Here is a 17576-nt window from a genome sequence, read left to right as displayed (position 1 = left end):
AGCTTCAGCTGTTGTTGCTGGTAAAGCGCTGGTGCGCACGAGGCCCCATCGAGCCCGGCAATCCGCCCTTGAACATGCTGTTGATGGCTTTCATCTGGCGGCGGGCGGCGGTTTCGCCATCGATGGCGCTCAGCGCCATCATCACGTCCTGTCGCAGGTACCAGAGTGCCTCGACGTCGGCCGCGAAGCGCACGCGTTGGCTGACGCGCTGCACCGAGTGGCCGCCATGGCCCTGGAGCACCGACAGCATCGCAGTGCGAATGCGCCCCAGCTGGCTCTCCGTCGCCTGGCGGGATCCGGAGCCGGGTACGTTCAGCAGGCGAAGGAGGCGGAGAAGCATGGACGGGATGCGTGTGGGAAGCCAGGACGGCCGCTACCTTAAGCCTCAGTCAGGAGTTCCACAAGATCTGAAACGATGTTTCTTGTTTGTAAACAACACCCTTGGCTTAGTGTTTTTCGCCGTCGTTGTGTTTTGTTTTCAAAAGTACTACAAGCGGCCAAAAGACCCTTGGTATGTCTGCTCCGTGCCCAACGGGGTATACCCAGCGGTCAACACGAAGAGAGCGCACGCCGTTTCTTTTTGTGCGCGATGGATATAGCCAGGAGAGCTGTTTGCGGAGGAAGGTAGAGAGCCTGAACGTTCACAACCTGCGATAGAAAAATCGAGAATCACAACAATATGGGTGTCAATTCCACAGTCGTATTCGCGGACTTGACGGGGAGTACGAGAGTCTTCGAGGCCATGGGGAATGCGCGGGCCACGGAAACGGTGACGCGGCTGACGCAATGGATCGGCGGCGTGTGCCAGGCGCATGGCGGCCGGGTGGTGAAGTCGCTCGGAGACGGCGTGTTCGCCATCTTCTCCAGTGGTGCAGCCGCCACGCACGCCGTTGTCGAGCTGCAGCGCTATCACCAGAAGCGGCTGCTCGCGTGGCCTGTGCCGTTGCGCATGGCGCTGCAGATCGGCGTGGCCAGCGGCGAGGTGGTCGAGGTCGAGGGCGACTGCTACGGCGACGCCGTCAACCTGGCCTCGCGCCTGAGCGACCTGGCCGGTCCCGGCCAGATCTGGGTGACTGACGCGGTCATCTCGCAATTGCGCGAAGGCACGGTGCAGCACCGCGACCTGGGCCTCATCAACATCCGCGGCCGCAGCGAGATGTCCGTGGTGCACCGTATCGATTGGCAGGAGGAGGTGACGAGCTTCCTCACCGTGCCTGCGGCGCTCGCTCCGCTGCGGATGCCGGACTCCACGTTCGGCCAGATCGAACTGGCCTGGCTCGACGTTCGTTCGATGTTCCGTACCGAAGAACTCCCGATCCATCTCGGGCGCGTCAATGACGCCCAGTTCGTGGTCAACGATCCCCGCGTTTCGCGGCTGCATGCGCGCATCGAGTTGCGACAGGGCAGCTGTGTGCTGATCGACGTCAGCACCTATGGCACCTGGGTGCGCTTCCATGGCAATGGCGGACCGAGCACCGAGATCGCCCTGCGGCGCGAGGAATGCGTGCTGCACGGGCGCGGAGAGATCGGGCTGGGCGCGCCGCTCAGCGATGTCAGCGCGCCGACCATCGCCTTCAACACCAACAGCGGCGATGTGATGCTGTCGCGCCGGGAGATTGCGCGTTGACGCTGCGCGGCCGCTGCCTCAGGGCTTGATGAAGCATGGCATGCACACTGGCATGCCAATTTTGTTTTGGGAAGTGACCAAAAAGTCACGCAAGTACACATTTGTGCGGCGAAGGCGCTGGTTTTTGGATGCCCGCCAGCAGTTTTTCGCAGGGCATGCTGCTTGCCTTGTATCGCTCGACCGGCGCTGAAACGCCGTAGGAGCGAGGAACATGGTGGAACAGTTCGAGGCCGGCTGCGCGAGCCGGGTCGTGGCATGAACGCAATGAGCAGCATGGGTGCCATCGGTGGCCTCAACGGCATGGAAGGCGGAGCCAGTGTGAATTTCAGCGCGGAACATCCCGCGAAGGAGCGCACTGCGGCGAGCAGCAAGGGGATGACGCATGTGCGTCCCTTCACCCGCGTCGAGGCCGCCATTGCGGCGGTGGAGTCGCTGGACCGCGAACTGAAGAAATTCGAACTCGCTGTGGCCGACAGCCTGCAGGACTACCTGGGCGTGCAGATGGCGCAGATCACCGACTGCGCGCTGGCACGCGGCTGGGAGCCGGTCAGCTTCATGCAGAAGGACGGATTCCGCGTTTATCGCTACGAGGCCATGCCCGCCTACAAGGGGCGCCGCAAGAAGCGTTGAGGCGCCGCCGCAGAGCCGGACGTCAGCCGCTGGCCGTCGTGTCGAAGACGGCCAGGGCGCCAAGCACGCCGCGCGTCTTGAGCACGGCCAGGTGGCGCGCCACTGCCGCGACGAAGCGCGGTTCACCGCCGAGCTCGCCGAAGACTGGCGCGAACCCCGCGAAGAAGGCAACGCGCTCCTGCACCGACGGTGCCGCGTCAGCTTGCACGAGCCGGTGGGCCAGTGCTTCGGCGAGAGGGTCTTGTATGTCGTGCGTGGCACCGGTCTCGTCCACGCCGCGCAGGTAGTGAATCCATGCGGCGATGGCGAGCGCGAGCCGGTCGATGGGCTGTCCGGCAGCGAGCCGGTCGCGCACGGTGCCGAGCAGGCGCTGCGGCAGCTTCTGCGAGCCGTCCATTGCGATCTGCTTCGTCTGGTGCTGCAGCGCGGGATTCGAGAAGCGCTGCAGCAGCCGCGCGCGATAGCTGTCCAGGTCGAGGCCCTGCATGGCCGGCAGCGTGGGGGCGATCTCTTCGCGCATCAACGCATCGATGAAGTTGCGCAAGGCCGGCTCCGCCATCGCGCGGTCCACCGTGCGAAAGCCCGCCATCGTACCCAGGTAGGCGAGCGCCGAATGGCTGCCGTTGACCATGCGCAGCTTCAGCCGCTCGAAGGGTTCCGCATGCTCGACGAAGCGCGCGCCTCCCGCGGCCCAGCCGGGGCGCCCGTTGGCGAAGCGGTCTTCCACCACCCATTCGAGAAAGGGCTCGCCGATCACCGGCCATGCATCTTCGGCGCCGAGGCGCGCGGAGATGCGTTCGCGATCGGCGTCGGTGGTGCGCGGCACGATGCGATCGACCATCGAATTGGGGAAGGTGCAGTGCGCGCCGATCCAGCCGTGCAATGCGCCGTCGACCTGCTGCGCAAAGGCCAGCACGATGCCGCGCAGCGTGTCGCCGTTCGCGGGCAGGTTGTCGCAGGACAGCAGCGTCACGGGCGGCAGCCCGCGCTGGCGGCGCAGGTTCAGCGCGTGCACGACGAAGCCGGGCATCGTGCGCGGCGCTTGCGGGTGCGCGAGGTCGTGCACGATGCCGGCGTCGTCCAGCCGCAGCGCGCCGGTGGCCGGGTCGTGGTGATAGCCCTTCTCGGTGATCGTCAGGGTGACGATGCGCGTGTCCGGATGAGCGAGGCGTTCGAGCACGGCCAGCGGGTCTTCCGGCGCCACGAGCACGTCGAGCAGGTTGCCCACCACCTGCAGCGCCTCGCGCGGGCTGCCGTCGTCGGCCGCATCGCGCAGTGCCAGCGTGTAGAGGCCGCCTTGCGGCTGCAGCGCATCGCGCGTATCGGCCGCGCGCAGCGACACGCCCACCGTGCCCCAGCGCAGGTCGCCGCTGGCATGCAGCGCGCCCTCGTTGACGACCGCAAGGTGCGCGCGATGGAAGGCGCCCACGCCGAGGTGGACGATGCCGGCCTGCAGCGCATCGCGCACATAGCGCGGTTTTGCCACGTCGGCGGGCAGCGAGGGCAGGGTGCCGGGATGCAGACGTGCCCTGGCGCTTTCCCCGTTCACCAGTTCCATAGCGTGCCGTCGTGCTGAAGCCGGTTCACCGGCAGGTAGGCGCGCTGGTACGGGTACTTGGCGGCGAGCTTCTCGTCGATGTCCACCCCATGGCCCGGTGCCTCGCCTGGATGCAGCATGCCGTTGGCGAAGCTGTAGGCATGAGGGAACACTGCATCGGTTTCATCGGTGTGGCGCATGTATTCCTGGATGCCGAAGTTGGGCACCCACATGTCGAAGTGCAGCGCCGCGCCCATGCAGGCCGGCGACAGGTCGGTCGCGCCATGGCAGCCGGTGCGCACCTGGTAGAGCGAGGCCAGGTCGGCGATGCGGCGCAGCTGGGTGATGCCGCCCGCGTGGACCACCGTGGTGCGGATGAAGTCGATCAGCTGGTTTTCGATCAGGTCCTTGCAGTCCCAGATGCTGTTGAAGATCTCACCCACGGCCAGCGGCGTGGTCGTGTGCTGGCGAATGAGCTTGAAGGCTTCCTGGTTCTCGGCCGGCGTGGCGTCTTCCATCCAGAACAGGTTGAAGGGTTCGAGCGACTTGCCCAGCCGCCCGGCCTCGATGGGCGTCAGGCGATGGTGCACGTCGTGCAGCAGGTGGATGTCGGGGCCCACGGCGCTACGCACTGCGTCGAAGAGCTTCGGCGTGTGCTCCAGGTACTTGGCGGTCGACCAGTCGTGCTCGCTGGGCAGGTCAGCGTCGGCCGGCTCGTAGAACATGGTGCCGCGGCCCACGCCGTACACCTTTTCCAGGCCCGGCACGCCGCTCTGTGCGCGGATGGCCAGGTAGCCTTCGTCCCTGTAGCGAAGCACCTCGTCCACCGTCTGTTCGATGTCGCGGCCGTTGGCGTGGCCGTACACCATCACGCCGGTTCGGCTCTTGCCGCCGAGCAGCTGGTACAGCGGCATGTTCGCGGCCTTGGCCTTGATGTCCCACAGCGCGGTGTCGACCGCGGCGATGGCGGTCATGGTGACCGGGCCGCGGCGCCAGTAGGCGCCCTTGTAGAGGTATTGCCAGATGTCCTCGATCTGCTGCGCGTCGCGCCCGATCAGGCAGGGAATGACATGCTCGGTGAGGTAGGCCGCCACGGCCAGCTCGCGTCCGTTGAGCGTGGCATCGCCGATGCCGGTGAGGCCCTCGTCGGTTTCGATCTTGAGGGTGACGAAGTTGCGCCCGGGGCTGCAGACGATGACGCGTGCGTTGGTGATTTTCATGATGCGTGGCTTCAGGGGGTGAGTGGTTCAGCCGTTCCAGCCGAGGTGACCGAGGAAGTCGCGGGTGCGCTCCACCGTCGGGTTGTCGAAGATCTGCGTGGGCGGGCCCTGTTCGATGATGGCGCCGGCTTCGAACACCACCACCCAGTCGGCCACGCGCCGCGCGAAGCCCATCTCGTGCGTCACCACGATCATGGTCATGCCTTCCTGCGCGAGCTTCTGCATCACGCTCAGCACTTCGCCGACGGTCTCGGGGTCGAGCGCCGAGGTGGGCTCGTCGAACAGCATCACCTCGGGCTCCATCGCCAGCGCGCGGGCAATGGCCACGCGCTGCTGCTGGCCGCCCGAGAGGTTGGCCGGGAAGTTGCCGGCCTTGTTCGCCAGGCCCACCTTTTCCAGCAGCACCATCGCGCGCGCGCGGGCCTTGTCCTCGGGCATGCCCAGCACTGTGACCGGGCCCATCGCCACGTTGTCGAGCGCCGACTTGTGCGGGAACAGCTCGAAGCTCTGGAACACCATGCCCATGCGCTGGCGCACCTTGCGCACCTGCGACTCCTGCGAGGGCAGCGCCACGCCGTCGACCAGCACGCGCCCGCCGTCGATGGCCTCCAGCGCGTTGGTGCAGCGAAGCAGCGTGGACTTGCCCGAGCCCGAGGGACCGATCAGGCACATCACCTCGCCCTTGTGCACCTGCAGCGACACGCCGCGCAGCGCCACGAAGTCGCCGTACAGCTTGCGGACGTTCTCGTACACCAGCACGGGCGGCTGGTCGGCGTTCTTGCGCGCCGGGGAAAGAGCGGTTGGGGTGGTTGCGTTCATTCCTTGACTCCGTATTTGCGGTGGATCCAGTCCACCAGCTTGGCTTGCGGGTAGCCCATGAGCCAGTAGATGACGGCCATGGCGGTGAGCATCTCCAGTACGCGGAAGGTCTGCGCACGAATCTGCATCGAGGTGTAGGCCAGCTCGCTGACGGCGATGACCGAGACCAGCGAGGTGTCCTTGAACAGCGAGATCCAGGTGCTCGCGATCACCGGCAGGATGCGGCGCGCGGCCTGCGGGATCACCACCTTGAACATCGCCTGGCGGCGCGACATGCCCATGGCGAGCGCGGCCTCCATCTGCCCCTTGCGGATCGAGTTGATGCCTGCGCGGAAGGTCTCGGCGTTGTAGGCCGCGACGTTCAGCACCAGCGCCACGAGCGCGGTGGTGATGGCCGAGAACTGCACGTCGAAGGCCATGGGCATCACGTAGAAGGCCCAGTAGATGACGAGGATCAGCGGCAGGTTGCGGAAGAACTCCACGAAGCCGAGCGAAACCGACTGCAGCAGCTTGTTGGGCGACAGGCGCATCAGCGCGAGCACGATGCCGCCGGGCACTGCCAGCAGCATCGTGAGCACGGTCAGGCCCACGGTGAGGGCGGCGCCTTCGAGCAGCGCGGCGCGGTGCGTCCAGATCACGGACCAATCGAATGTCATGGCTGTGTCTTTCCTACGAGCGGCCAAGGTGCGCGAAGCGGCGATAGAGCCGGTCCACGCCCCGCGTGACGGGAAACAGGATGCAGAAGTACGCCACCATCACCGCGGTGAACACCTCCACCGGCCGGTAGCTCTGGCCGGCCACGGTTTCGGCGCGGTGCATCAGCTCGGGCACCGCGATCACGGTGGCGATGGCCGTGTCCTTGATCGCGATGGTGAGGATCGAACCGAAGGCCGGCAGCATCCGCACGATGGCCTGCGGCAGCAGCACCTTGCGCAAAATCTGCGCGCGCGACATGCCCAGCGCCAGTGCGGCGCGCGTCTGGCCCGGCCGGATCGACTCGATGCCTGCGCGGATCACCTCCGCCGCGTAGGCCGCGATGTGCAGCGTGAGCGCGACCAGCGCCGCCCAGAAGGGCGGGAAGGTCACGTTCGCGATGATCGGGAACGCGAAGTAGATCCAGATCAGCACCACCAGCACCGGAATGGCGCGCATCGAGTCGATGTAGAAGACCAGCAGCGGCCGCAGCCAGCGCAGGCCGTACAGGCGCAACAGCGCAATCACGAGCCCGGCCAGCAGGCTCGTGGCCGCGCTGACGATGCTCAGCAGCACGGTCATGCCCAGGCCGCTGGCGAAGAAGCGCCAGTTGTCCGCGATCGGCGAGAAATCGAAGTTCATGGGAATAATCCCCGTGAGGTGATGAAGGGAAGGGCGGGTGCGTTCTTCAGAACGTGACCATCACCTTCATGGCGCGCTGCCGGTCGGCGGCCAGCGCAAAGGCCTCGTGCACGCGCGACACCGGCAGTGCGTCGGTCAGCAGCGGCGACACGTCGAGCACGCCGCGGCTCAGGTAGTCGACCGCCCATGCGTACTCGCCGATGAAGCGGAAGGTGCCAACGTAGGTGAGGCTCTTCACCATGACCTGGTTGAACGGGCAGCCCTCGCTGCTGCCGTTGAGTGTGCCCACCTGCACGACGGTGCCGCGCGGGCGCGTGAGGCGGATGCAGTTGGCCAGCCCTGCGTAGTTGCCCGACACCTCGAAGCTCACGTCGACCTGGCCCTTGCCCTCGGCCAGCGCGTCCAGTGCCGCCGGGTCCTTCGCGGCGTTGATGGTCTGCGTGGCGCCCACGCGGGTGCAGGCGGCCAGCGTCTGGTCCTGGATGTCCACCGCGATCAGCCGGCTCGCGCCCGCCAGCTTCGCGGCCATGAGGATCAGGGCCCCGATGGGGCCGGTGCCGATCACCATCACCGTCTTGCCCAGCAGCGAGCCGGCCTCCTGCACCGCATGCAGCGCCACCGCCAGCGGCTCGCCGAAGGCGGCCAGTTCGAACGACAGGCCGTCGGGTACGGGCACGCACTGGCTCGCTTCCACCACCACCTGCTCGCGCATCGCGCCCTGCATGTGGGGCCACTTGCTCGCGCTGCCGAAGAAGTGCACGTTCTCGCAGTGGTTGGAAGCACCCACGCGGCAGAAGCGGCAGTGGCCGCAGGTGCGCGAGGGGTTGAGCGCCACGCGGTCGCCGGCGCGCACCGAGGTCACTTGCGCGCCCACTTCCAGCACCTGGCCCGAGGCTTCGTGGCCCGGCGTGAGCGGGGCGCGGATCAGGAAGTCGCCGACGCGGCCGTGCTGGTAGTAGTGCAGGTCGGAGCCGCAGATGCCCACGGCCTTGACGCCGACGCGCACCTGCGTGGGCGAGAGCGTTTCAGTGGGCACGTCTTCCACGCGCAGGTCGCGGGCACCGTGGATCTGGCAATTCAACATGGTGAAGATCTCGAAATGATGGGCAAGGGAGTCCCCGCGGGCCGCTCCGATGGCGGCGGCCCGAAAGACTTCGATGGGAGGTGGAGGAAGCGCCCGAAGGCGCTCGACTTACTTGAGGTTCTGCGTCATGCGCCGCTCTTCCGCGGTCAGCGCGGGCTGCATGCGCTGCGCCACCGATCGCAGCCAGTCGAGGTACGCCTGCTGTTCCTTGGCCACGCCCATGCCGGACTGAATCTCGAAGATCTTGCTGTCCTGGCAGTCGTTTTCCTTCGGGAACGCGGCCAGCCCCTTCACCTTCTTGCTGATGTTGGGCCACAGCATGCGGTTGAGCGGCGCCACGTCGGAGCGCCCGGCCATCACTTCCTCGATGGGCGCGACCGAGCCTGAATTGGCCACCCCGCGCAGCTTGGCCTTCGGGAACTGCTGGCGCACCAGCGGCTCTTCGCCGGCACCCGAGAAATAGGCGATGGTGACTTCGGGCCTGTTGAAGTCCTCGAGCGTCTTCGCGCCGGTGAACTTCGGGTTGTCGGCGCGTCCGAACATGCACACGCCGGTGCTGGAGAAGGTGACGAAGTCGATGATCTTCGCGCGCTCGGCCGTCTGGTTCAGCGGGCCGATCATGATGTCCATCTGGTTGGCCACCAGCGCCGGCACCTTGGTTTCGTGGCTCACCGCCACCGGCATCATCTTCACGCCGAGCAGCTTGGCGAATTCCTTGCCCAGCATCCACGACGGGCCGGCCCAGTCTTCGCCGTCGCCGCTGGTGTTCTGCACCAGCCAGGGCGGGTTGTTGACCACGCCGACGCGCAGCACGCCGGCCTTGCGGATGGCGTCGATGCGGGGGCTGGCACCCGGCGCGGGCGGGGTCTGCGCCAGGGCCGTCGAGCCCAGGGCCGCGAGTGCCGCAGCGAACACGGCACCGCGCGATGCGCGCGCCAGGAAGGTCTTGATCTTCGTCATGCTGTCTGTCTCCTGATGTTGCTGGGATTCATGCTCACTTGAGCGTGCCGACGATGCGGGCCTCGTCCGCGTCCAGGCGCGCCTTCTGCGCCTTGGCGACCTCGCGCAGCCAGTTCAGGTACGCGGGCTGGTTCTTGTCCACCGCGAGCCCGACCGGCGAGGCCTTCTCGGTGCTCGACTGGCAGTTGTTGTCCTTCGGCAGCACGGCCAGTCCCTTGACCTTCTGCTGCAGGCCGACCCATGGCACGCGGTTGATCGGCGCGGCGTCGGCGCGGCGCGCCATGATTTCCTCGATGGGGGCGGTGGCGCCCGAACTGGCGACGGCGCGCAGCTTCGCCTTCGGGAAGCGCTCCTTGACCCAGCCTTCCTCGGCGCCGCCGGTGAAATAGGCGATCGTCACGTCGGGCTGGTTGAGGTCGTCCACAGAGGCGGCCTTGGCCAGCTTCGCGTTGTCGGCGCGACCGAACATGCACACGCTGGTGGCGGAGTAGATGACGAAGTCGACCACCTTGAGCCGCTCGGGCGTTTCGCCCAGGGGGCTGATGGTCATGTCGACCTGGTTGGCCGCGAGCACCGGCACCTTGGTCTCGTGTGAGACCGGCACGGTGCGCAGCTTCACGCCCAGCAGCTTCGCGTATTCGGTGGCCAGCAGCCAGGCCGGGCCGCTCCACGGTTCGCCCTGGCCGGTGGTGTTTTCCATCAGCCAGGGGGCGTTCTGCAGCACGCCCACGCGCAGTTCGCCGGCCTTGCGGATGGCGTCGATGCGTGGGCTGGCGCCGGGCGCCGGCTGGGCGGACGCGCCACCCGCGGTAGCGGCCAGCAATGTCAGGGCGAAGCAATGCGCGGCGATGCGGCATCGCCGAAGGACGGTGGATCTCATGGTCTTGTCTCCGTGGTTCGGGTGGCGCCGGCCGGCAGGCCGGACGCCGGGTGCCTGCTCAGCGCCAGGCTTGCGCGAATTCGCTGATCACGCGCTCGATGTGCGCGCGCATGGCTTTGCGGGCCGCGTCTGCGTCGCGCTCCAGCAGGGCGGTGAACACGCGCTGGTGGTCGTCCTGCGAGGCGCGGCGCAGCGCCGGGGTGTGGAAGTGGGCCTCCAGCTGCGACCAGATCGGGGCCTTGGTGTGGTCCCACACCGCGGTCACCATCTGCAGCAGCACGCTGTTGCCGGTCGACTCGGCAATGCGCAGGTGGAACAGGCGGTCGGCCGCTTCGTTGGCCTCCTTGTCGTGCATGTTCTCGCGCATCTCGGCCAGCGCGCTGTAGATGCGGTCGAGGTCGCTGTCCTTGCGGCTCTCGGCGGCCACCGCCGCGATCTCGGCCTCGATCAGGCAGCGCGCGCGCAGCAGCTCGAAGGGGCCCGGGCCGGGCGACAGGGTGTAGGCCGAGGCCGGCGCCACCGCGCCGGGTGCCGGCGCACAGACATAGATGCCCGAGCCGCCGCGCACTTCGACGTTGCCCTGGATCTCCAGCACGATGATGGCCTCGCGCACCAGCGTGCGGCTCACGCCGAAGCGGTCGGCCAGTGCGCGCTCGGACGGCAGGCGGTCGCCCACCTTGAATTCGCCTTCGGTGATGAGGGCGGCGATGCTGGCTGCGAGCTTCTGGTAGGAGCGGTCGGAATCCGGCTCGGTCGCAGGCAGGCGGGGGAGTTCGTGAATGGTCGCCATGTGGTGAGCCAGTCTAAAAGTGGTTCACCAATTTACCGATAGTGGTTTACCACTAGCCGGCTGCCGGCCGCGCTCAGCCCTGCGCCAGGAGGCCGCCGAGCCTGTCGATGTCGATCGGCTTCTGCAGGTGGTGGTCGAACAGCCCTTCGGCCGCCTCGCTGCCCGCGTCCTCCGCCGAAAAACCCGAGATCGCGATCAACAGCTTCGGCGTGCCTTGGGTGGTACTGGCGCGCAGCCGCCGCGCCACCTCGGTGCCCGGGAAATCGGGCAGCGTGAGGTCGATGAGCGCGGCATCGAAGCTCTCGGCGGCGGCCGTGTCCAGCGCCTGCTGCGCCGTGTAGGTGCAGCGTGCGGTGTGGCCGAACAGGCCCAGCAGTTCCTGCAGCAGGTCGGCCGCTGCCTTGTTGTCGTCGACGATCAGCACGTTCACGAGGGGTTTCTTTCCTTCAGGTTGAAGAGGGAAGTATGGCCGGCGGCTCGAGCGGCAGGTCGACCACGAAGCGCGAGCCTTCGCCCGGCGCGCTTTCCACTCCGATCTGTCCGCCATGCAGGCTCACGATCTTGTGCGTGATGTACAGGCCCAGGCCCAGCCCGGCCGCGTGCTTGCGGCTGTCCTTGGTGCGCTCGAACTGCTTGAAGATGCGCTCCTGGTCTTCGGGCGCAATGCCGATGCCCTGGTCGCGCACGGCCACCCGGGCGGTGCCTCCCATCTGCTGCACCACCATCTCGACCGGCTTGCCGCCGCCGTAGCGCAGGGCATTGGTCAGCAGGTTGGTCAGCACCTGTTCGATGCGGAACTCGTCCCACACGCCGTGCAGTTCGGCGGGCGCAATCAGCGTGATGGCCGAGCCCGCGGCTTCGGCCTGCTGGCGCAGGTTCTCCACCACTGCGCGCGCCAGCGCGGCCAGGTCGACCGGCTCGGTCTTGATCGACAGCGCGTCGCGCCGCATGCGCGTGACGTCGAGCATGTCGTCGATCAGCCGCACCATGTTGCGGATCTGCCGCTGGTCGCGCTCGATCATCGCGGGCAGCCGCTCGGGCGCGAAGTTGGCGAGATTGCCCTTGGACAGGTGCAGCTGCCGCAGCTGCGCCTCGAGGTACAGCGTGTTGAGCGGCGTGCGCAGCTCGTGCGACACCATCGACATGAAGTCGTCGCGCATGCGCACCGCGCGCTCCAGTTCGTGCTGCGTCTGCTGCAGCTGCTGCACCAGCTCTTCCTGCTTGCGGTGCGCGGCAGCGAGCGATTCCATCTCGTGCCGCAGCGCCTTGCGGTGCCGGTACAGGTCGACGAACACGTGCACCTTGCTGACCACCGCATGCGGGTCCAGCGGCTTGTGCAGGAAGTCGACCGCGCCGCTCTCGTAGCCCTGGAAGGCGTAGTTCAGCTCGCGCCCGGCTGCGCTCACGAAGATGATGGGAATGTGTCGCGTGCGCTCGGTGCCGCGCATCAGCTCGGCCAGCTCGAAGCCGTTCATGCCCGGCATCTGCACGTCGACGATGGCGAGCGCGAATTCATGCTCCAGCAGCAGCGCGAGAGCGGCGTCGGCCGAGGCGGCGCGGTACACGATGCGCCCCGGCGCGCGGATCAGCGCCTCCAGCGCCAGCAGGTTTTCCGGCAGGTCATCGACGATGAGCAGCTTGCTCTGGACGTCAATGTTCATGGGCGGCCTCCAGTTGAAGCAGCAAGGTGCGCAGTTCGCGCAGGGGAAGCACGTAGTCGGGAGCGTGGCGCGCTATGGCGGCTTGGGGCATGGTGGGAATCTGTGCTTCTTTCGGTTCCTGGACGGCGGTAAGTCCACCGGCCAGATGGATGCGGCGCAGGCCCTCGGCGCCGTCTTCGTTCGCGCCGGTCAGCAGAAAGCCGGCGAGGGCAGGGCCATAGGCGTCGGCGGCGGAGGCCATCAGCACGTCGATGGACGGCCGCGAGAACAGCACTGGCGGCTCGCAGCTCAGCGAGAAGGTGCGCTCGCGCTCGATCGACAGGTGATAGCCGGGCGGCGCGAAGTAAAGGCTGCCGGCCGCCAGCGGCATCTTGTCGGCGGCCTCGTGCACCGGAATAGGCAGGCGCTGCGCGAAGATCTCGGCGAGGTGGCTCTCGTGCCCCTCGGGCAGGTGAAGGACCACCGCCATCGGAATTTGCCAACCAGCGGGCAGGCCGTGCAGCAGCGCGGAGAGCGCATCGATGCCGCCGGCCGAGGCGCCGAGCACCACGGCGTCCACGCGCTTGCGAACGGGTGAGCGAAGGTGGCAGTTCATGTGGCCTTGCGGTAGATGCGCTCGGCACGCGCATGCGTATCGAAACGGTTGGAGTAGCCCGAGAAGTCGATGCTTTCCTTCGAGCCCAGCCCGAGAAAGCCGCGATGCGACAGCGACTCGTGGAACAGGCCCAGCGCCCTGTCCTGCAGCTCCCGGTTGAAGTAGATCAGCACGTTGCGGCACGACACCAGCTGGGTTTCGGCGAACACGCTGTCGGTGGCCAGGCTGTGGTCGGCAAAGATCACGTCGGCGCACAGCGAAGGGTCGAAGCGCGCGGCGTCGTAGGCGGCGGTGTAGTAGTCGGAGAACGCGCTGCGTCCGCCCGCGCGCTGATAGTTTGCGGTGTAGCCGCGGATCGCCTCCAGCGGAAAGATGCCCAGCCGCGCCTTCTCCAGCGAAGCGGGGTTGATGTCGGTGGCGTAGATCTGCGTGCGCGAGAGCAGGCCTTCCTCGCGCAGCAGGATGGCCAGCGAGAACACTTCCTCGCCCGTGCTGCAACCCGCCACCCAGACCTTGACGGAAGGGTAGGTGTGCAGGATCGGCACCACATGCTCGCGCAAGGCCAGGAAGTAGGCCGGGTCGCGGAACATCTCGCTCACCGGGATCGTCAGGAACTGCAGCAGCCGGCCGAACAGCAATGGCTCGCGCAGCACCCGTTCCTGCAGCGCCGAGATGCTCGGCAGCCCGAGTTGCTCGAGCGCATGCAGCACGCGGCGCTTCTGCGAGGCCACGGTGTAGTTGCGGAAGTCGTAGCTGTACTTCAGGTAAATGGCTTCCATCAGCAGGCGCAGCTCGATCTCCGTGTCGCTCAGCGGGTGCAGCGGCGGCGTCTGCGCAGCCTGCGATGTGCCGGGGCGTGTGGTCACAGGCGCTCCATCTTCGGCATCCACACGCGCAGCAGCGAGAACAGGCGTTCCAGGTCCACCGGCTTGGCGAGGTAGTCGTTGGCGCCGGCAGCCAGGCATTGCTCGCGGTCGTCCTTGGTGGCCTTGGCGGTGATGGCGATCACCGGCATCTTCTCGAAGCGCGGGTCGCCGCGCAGGCGGCGCGTGGCTTCGAGGCCGTCCATCTCCGGCATCATCACGTCCATCAGCACGAGGTCGATCTCGCTGACCTGGTCGAGCCGCTCCAGCGCCTCGCGGCCGTTGCGGCCGATCTCCACGATGGCGCCGCGTTGCTCCAGCGCGCTGGTCAGCGCGAAGATGTTGCGCACGTCGTCGTCCACCAGCAGGATGGTGCGGCCCTCGAAGATGCGGTCGCGCCCGCGCGCCGTCTTCAGCATGCCCCGGCGCTCGCTGGACAGCTCTGCCTCCACCTTGTGCAGGAACAGCGTCACCTCGTCGAGCAGGCGCTCCGGCGAGCGGGCGCCCTTGATGATGATCGAGCGCGAATAGCGCTGCAGCTCGGCTTCTTCGTCGCGCGTAAGGTTGCGCCCGGTGTAGACGATGACCGGCGGGAACGACACGATCTCTTCAGCTGCCATGGCCTTGAGCAGCTCGCTGCCCTGCATGTCGGGCAGCTTCAGGTCGGTGATCATGCAGTCGAACACGCGGGTGCGCAGCAGCTCCAGCGCTTCCTCGCCGGAGCCGACGGCAACGATCTCGATGTCCTCGTCGCCGATGAGCCGGATGACGCTCTCGCGCTGCAGCTCGTCGTCTTCCACCAGCAGCACGACCTTGACCTTCTGCGTGAGCTTTTCCTCCAGCCGGCCGAACACCTTCCTCAGCTCGTCGCGCGTGGCCGGCTTCAGCGCATAGCCGATGGCGCCCATCTGCAGCGCCGCGCTCTGCGCGTTCTCGGCGGCGGACACCACGTGGATCGGAATGTGGCGCGTGTGCGGCGAGTCTTTCAGCCGCTGCAGCAGGCCGAGCCCGGTGCTGTCGGGCAGGCGCATGTCGAGCAGGATCGCGTCGGGCAGGAACTGCGTGGCCAGCTCGAAGCCGTCGGCCGCGCCATGCGCCACCAGGCAGCGGTAGCCCAGCTCGTGCGCCAGGTCGTAGAGGATGTGCGCGAACTGCGGCTCGTCCTCGATCACGAGCACGCGGCGCACCTGGTCGCGCGGGAGGCTGCGGTCATCGGCGAACTGCGGTGCGGGCACCGGGGGAGGAGGCTTTGGCGCCAGCGGCGCAGCGGAAGGCACGGACGGTGCCGGTGCAGGCCGGGGCGTGTAGACCGACGACGACTGTTGCGGCAGCCCCGGCGAAGCCTGCGGCGCCTTCGCCGGCAGTTGCAGCGTGAAGGTGCTGCCCCGGCCCGGCTCGCTCTGCACCGTGAGCGTGCCGCCCAGCAGCTGCGTGAGGTCGCGCGAGATCGACAGGCCCAGCCCGGTGCCGCCGTAGCGCCGGCTGGTGGTGCCGTCGGCCTGGCGGAAGGCCTCGAAGATCAGCTCGTGCTGCTGCGCATCGATGCCGATGCCCGAGTCGGAGACCGCGAAGGCGGCGCCACCGTCCGACGTCGGCGAAACGACCAGCGCCACTTCGCCGCTGTCGGTGAACTTGAGCGCGTTCGACAGCAGGTTCTTGAGGATCTGCTCGACCCGGTGCCGGTCGGTGACCAGCGAGGCCGGCGCGTCGGGCCGCACCTCGAGCCGGAAGCCCAGGTTCTTCTGCATCGCCAGCGGGCCGAAGGTGCTCTCCAGGCTGCGGGCCAGCTTGGCGAGTGCGACGTCTTCGGGCACCACTTCGAGCTTGCCGGCCTCGACCTTCGCGATGTCGAGGATGTCGTTGATCAGCACCAGCAGGTCGTTGCCCGACGAGTAGATCGACTCCGCGAACTTCACCTGCTCCAGCGTGAGGTTGCCCTGCGGGTTGTCGCCCAGCAGCTTGGCGAGGATGAGCGCGCTGTTGAGCGGCGTGCGCAGCTCGTGCGACATGTTGGCGAGGAACTCCGACTTGTAGCGGCTGGCGCGCTGCAGCTCGTCGGCGCGGTCCTCCAGGTCGCGCTGCACGCGGCGCAGCGCGGTGTTGCGCTGGTCCAGCGCCTCGGTGCGTTCGGAGAGCTGGCTGTTGGTCTGCTCCAGTTCGGCCTGCTGGTTCTCCAGCATGGCCTGCGAGGCATGCAGGGCGCGCGACTGTTCTTCGAGCTCTTCGTTGGCGGTGCGCAGTTCTTCCTGCTGCACCTGAAGTTCCTCGTTGAGCTGCTGGGTCTGGGCAAGAACGTCCTGCAGCTGCTCGCGGTAGCGCGCCGCCGCCAGCGAGCTGCCGATGTCGTCGGCCACCGTGTCGATCAGCTGGCTGCCGCGCTCGTCCAGCGTGCCGGGCAGGCCGAGCTCGACCACGCCGTTGACCATGCCGGCGCTGGCAACGGGCACCAGCAGCACGGCCTTGGGCGACATCTCGCCCAGGCCCGAATTGACCTTCAGGTAGTCGGCATCGACCGGGTCGAGCAGCATGCGGCGCCGCTCGGCCGCGGCCTGGCCCACCAGGCTCTCGGTGGGGGAAAAGACCTGCGGCATCGCCTCGGCCGAACTCGAAAAGCCATAGCTCGCCGCCCGACGCAGCGGACCGTGGCGCTCGCGCACATACATCGCGCCGACCGACGTGCCCAGGTAGCGCGAGAAGAACGCGAGGATCTTGCGGCCCATGTCCGGTGCGCTGAGTTCGCCTACCAGCTCTCCCACGAGCTCGGTCTGTGCGCTGCGCAGCCAGGCCTCCTGGGCGAGCCTGTCCGCGTGCTCGGCCTGCTCCTTCAGCACCACGTCGTAGCTGTCGGACAGCAGCACCAGCTGGCGCCGCCCGAAGTAGGCCGCCAGCCCGGTGATGACCAGCGTGAACAAGAGGAACAGGCCGACCACCCACCATGCGGTGCGGTTGGCGTCGTTGTTGCGCTGGAAGCGCAGGGCCTGCTCGGTTTCCATGAACGCCGTGGACTCGGCGCGCATGGCGTCGGCCAGCCGCTTGCCCTGGCCCAGGCGCACCTCGAGCTGGGGGTCCGGGCCGGCACGGCGCGCGGCGATCAGCTGGGCGGCCAGCTCGTTCCAGTTGTTCTGGATGGCGGCGATGCGGTCGACGCGTTCCACCTGCTGGCGGTTGTCCGACACCAGCTTGCGCAGCGTGGCCGTGTCGCCGTTGATGCGGGGCAGGGCGCTCTGGTAGGGCTCCAGGAAGGCGTCGTCGCCTGTGAGAAGGAAGCCGCGCATGCCGGTCTCCATGTCGACGCTCTGGTGCCGCAGCTCGCTGGCGACACGGGTGACGCGGTCGGTGTGCTCGACCCAGCCGATGGTCGACAGCAGGAAGAGGATCAGCCCGACGAACACCACCGCACCGAACACGCCGCCGATCAGCGGGAGCTTGAGGTTGCGGCTCAGCAGACGCTCGAAGTCGTCGGGGTCGATCGCGGTGGGAGTTTTCATCAGGCGCATTTGTAAGCAAAACCTATCGAGTCTTGCCGATAAATCGGGGGGGCCCTGTCGGAGAAGGACCCGTCGCAATTTTGACGT

The 17576-nt window shown here is 67.4% G+C and carries 17 protein-coding genes; 2 read left to right on the top strand and 15 right to left on the bottom strand.

Annotated elements, in window-relative coordinates; genetic code table 11:
* Nucleotides 1–4 precede the first annotated feature (4 nt).
* On the bottom strand, nt 5–340 hold the full coding sequence (locus AC1DFC_RS09165) for a hypothetical protein (protein WP_007832215.1): 336 nt from the start codon (nt 338–340) through the stop codon (nt 5–7).
* A 339-nt stretch (nt 341–679) separates the two neighbouring features.
* Here AC1DFC_RS09165 and AC1DFC_RS09160 point away from each other — a divergent pair, with 339 nt between their 5' ends.
* The gene (locus AC1DFC_RS09160) at nt 680–1627 is read left to right on the top strand and encodes an adenylate/guanylate cyclase domain-containing protein (protein WP_007832214.1); all 948 of its coding nucleotides are present in this window, start codon (nt 680–682) and stop codon (nt 1625–1627) included.
* Between the two features lie 255 nt (nt 1628–1882).
* Complete coding sequence (locus tag AC1DFC_RS09155) at nt 1883–2257, top strand: hypothetical protein (RefSeq protein ID WP_413311746.1); 375 nt, start codon at nt 1883–1885, stop codon at nt 2255–2257.
* 22 nt (nt 2258–2279) lie between these two features.
* On the opposite strand, the gene AC1DFC_RS09150 is transcribed toward AC1DFC_RS09155, so the two are convergent.
* The 14 genes from AC1DFC_RS09150 to AC1DFC_RS09085 form a co-directional block, all read right to left on the bottom strand.
* The gene (locus AC1DFC_RS09150; RefSeq protein WP_478179037.1) at nt 2280–3815 is read right to left on the bottom strand and encodes a mannitol dehydrogenase family protein; all 1536 of its coding nucleotides are present in this window, start codon (nt 3813–3815) and stop codon (nt 2280–2282) included.
* Nucleotides 3803–5014: a D-mannonate dehydratase ManD gene (manD, locus tag AC1DFC_RS09145; protein ID WP_478179036.1), complete on the bottom strand. Its 1212-nt coding sequence runs from the start codon at nt 5012–5014 to the stop codon at nt 3803–3805. Before manD ends, AC1DFC_RS09150 begins: the two co-directional genes overlap by 13 nt.
* A 27-nt stretch (nt 5015–5041) precedes the next feature.
* Nucleotides 5042–5833 carry an amino acid ABC transporter ATP-binding protein gene (locus AC1DFC_RS09140; protein ID WP_007832210.1) on the bottom strand — a complete coding sequence of 264 codons (792 nt, stop codon included), beginning with the start codon at nt 5831–5833 and terminating at the stop codon, nt 5042–5044.
* Nucleotides 5830–6489, bottom strand: coding sequence for an amino acid ABC transporter permease (locus AC1DFC_RS09135; protein WP_413311751.1), 660 nt, complete (start codon nt 6487–6489; stop codon nt 5830–5832). Before AC1DFC_RS09135 ends, AC1DFC_RS09140 begins: the two co-directional genes overlap by 4 nt.
* A gap of 13 nt (nt 6490–6502) precedes the next feature.
* Nucleotides 6503–7168, bottom strand: a complete 666-nt coding sequence (locus AC1DFC_RS09130; protein ID WP_478179035.1) for an amino acid ABC transporter permease — start codon at nt 7166–7168, stop codon at nt 6503–6505.
* 46 nt (nt 7169–7214) lie between these two features.
* Nucleotides 7215–8252 carry an L-idonate 5-dehydrogenase gene (locus AC1DFC_RS09125; protein WP_007832203.1) on the bottom strand — a complete coding sequence of 346 codons (1038 nt, stop codon included), beginning with the start codon at nt 8250–8252 and terminating at the stop codon, nt 7215–7217.
* Between the two features lie 108 nt (nt 8253–8360).
* Nucleotides 8361–9212, bottom strand: coding sequence for a transporter substrate-binding domain-containing protein (locus AC1DFC_RS09120; protein WP_478179034.1), 852 nt, complete (start codon nt 9210–9212; stop codon nt 8361–8363).
* Between the two features lie 34 nt (nt 9213–9246).
* The gene (locus AC1DFC_RS09115) at nt 9247–10092 is read right to left on the bottom strand and encodes a substrate-binding periplasmic protein (protein WP_007832200.1); all 846 of its coding nucleotides are present in this window, start codon (nt 10090–10092) and stop codon (nt 9247–9249) included.
* Between the two features lie 58 nt (nt 10093–10150).
* Complete coding sequence (locus AC1DFC_RS09110; RefSeq protein WP_007832199.1) at nt 10151–10882, bottom strand: FadR/GntR family transcriptional regulator; 732 nt, start codon at nt 10880–10882, stop codon at nt 10151–10153.
* Nucleotides 10883–10955: 73 nt separating this feature from the next.
* Nucleotides 10956–11312 carry a response regulator gene (locus tag AC1DFC_RS09105; protein WP_478179033.1) on the bottom strand — a complete coding sequence of 119 codons (357 nt, stop codon included), beginning with the start codon at nt 11310–11312 and terminating at the stop codon, nt 10956–10958.
* A gap of 16 nt (nt 11313–11328) precedes the next feature.
* Nucleotides 11329–12543 (bottom strand): hybrid sensor histidine kinase/response regulator, encoded by a 1215-nt coding sequence (locus AC1DFC_RS09100; protein ID WP_007832193.1) that lies wholly within the window; start codon nt 12541–12543, stop codon nt 11329–11331.
* Entirely contained in the window at nt 12533–13138 is a 606-nt protein-coding gene (locus tag AC1DFC_RS09095) for a chemotaxis protein CheB (protein WP_478179032.1), read from the bottom strand. Before AC1DFC_RS09095 ends, AC1DFC_RS09100 begins: the two co-directional genes overlap by 11 nt.
* Complete coding sequence (locus AC1DFC_RS09090; RefSeq protein WP_413311763.1) at nt 13135–14004, bottom strand: CheR family methyltransferase; 870 nt, start codon at nt 14002–14004, stop codon at nt 13135–13137. The genes AC1DFC_RS09095 and AC1DFC_RS09090 overlap by 4 nt, the downstream gene beginning before the upstream one ends.
* Nucleotides 14001–17489 (bottom strand): response regulator, encoded by a 3489-nt coding sequence (locus AC1DFC_RS09085; protein ID WP_478179031.1) that lies wholly within the window; start codon nt 17487–17489, stop codon nt 14001–14003. The genes AC1DFC_RS09090 and AC1DFC_RS09085 overlap by 4 nt, the downstream gene beginning before the upstream one ends.
* Between the last annotated feature and the right edge of the window lie 87 nt (nt 17490–17576).

It is taken from the genome of Variovorax sp. 10L421 (assembly GCF_056395365.1).
Note: the sequence above shows the minus strand (reverse complement) of the source record. Positions and strands in the feature narration are given on the sequence as shown.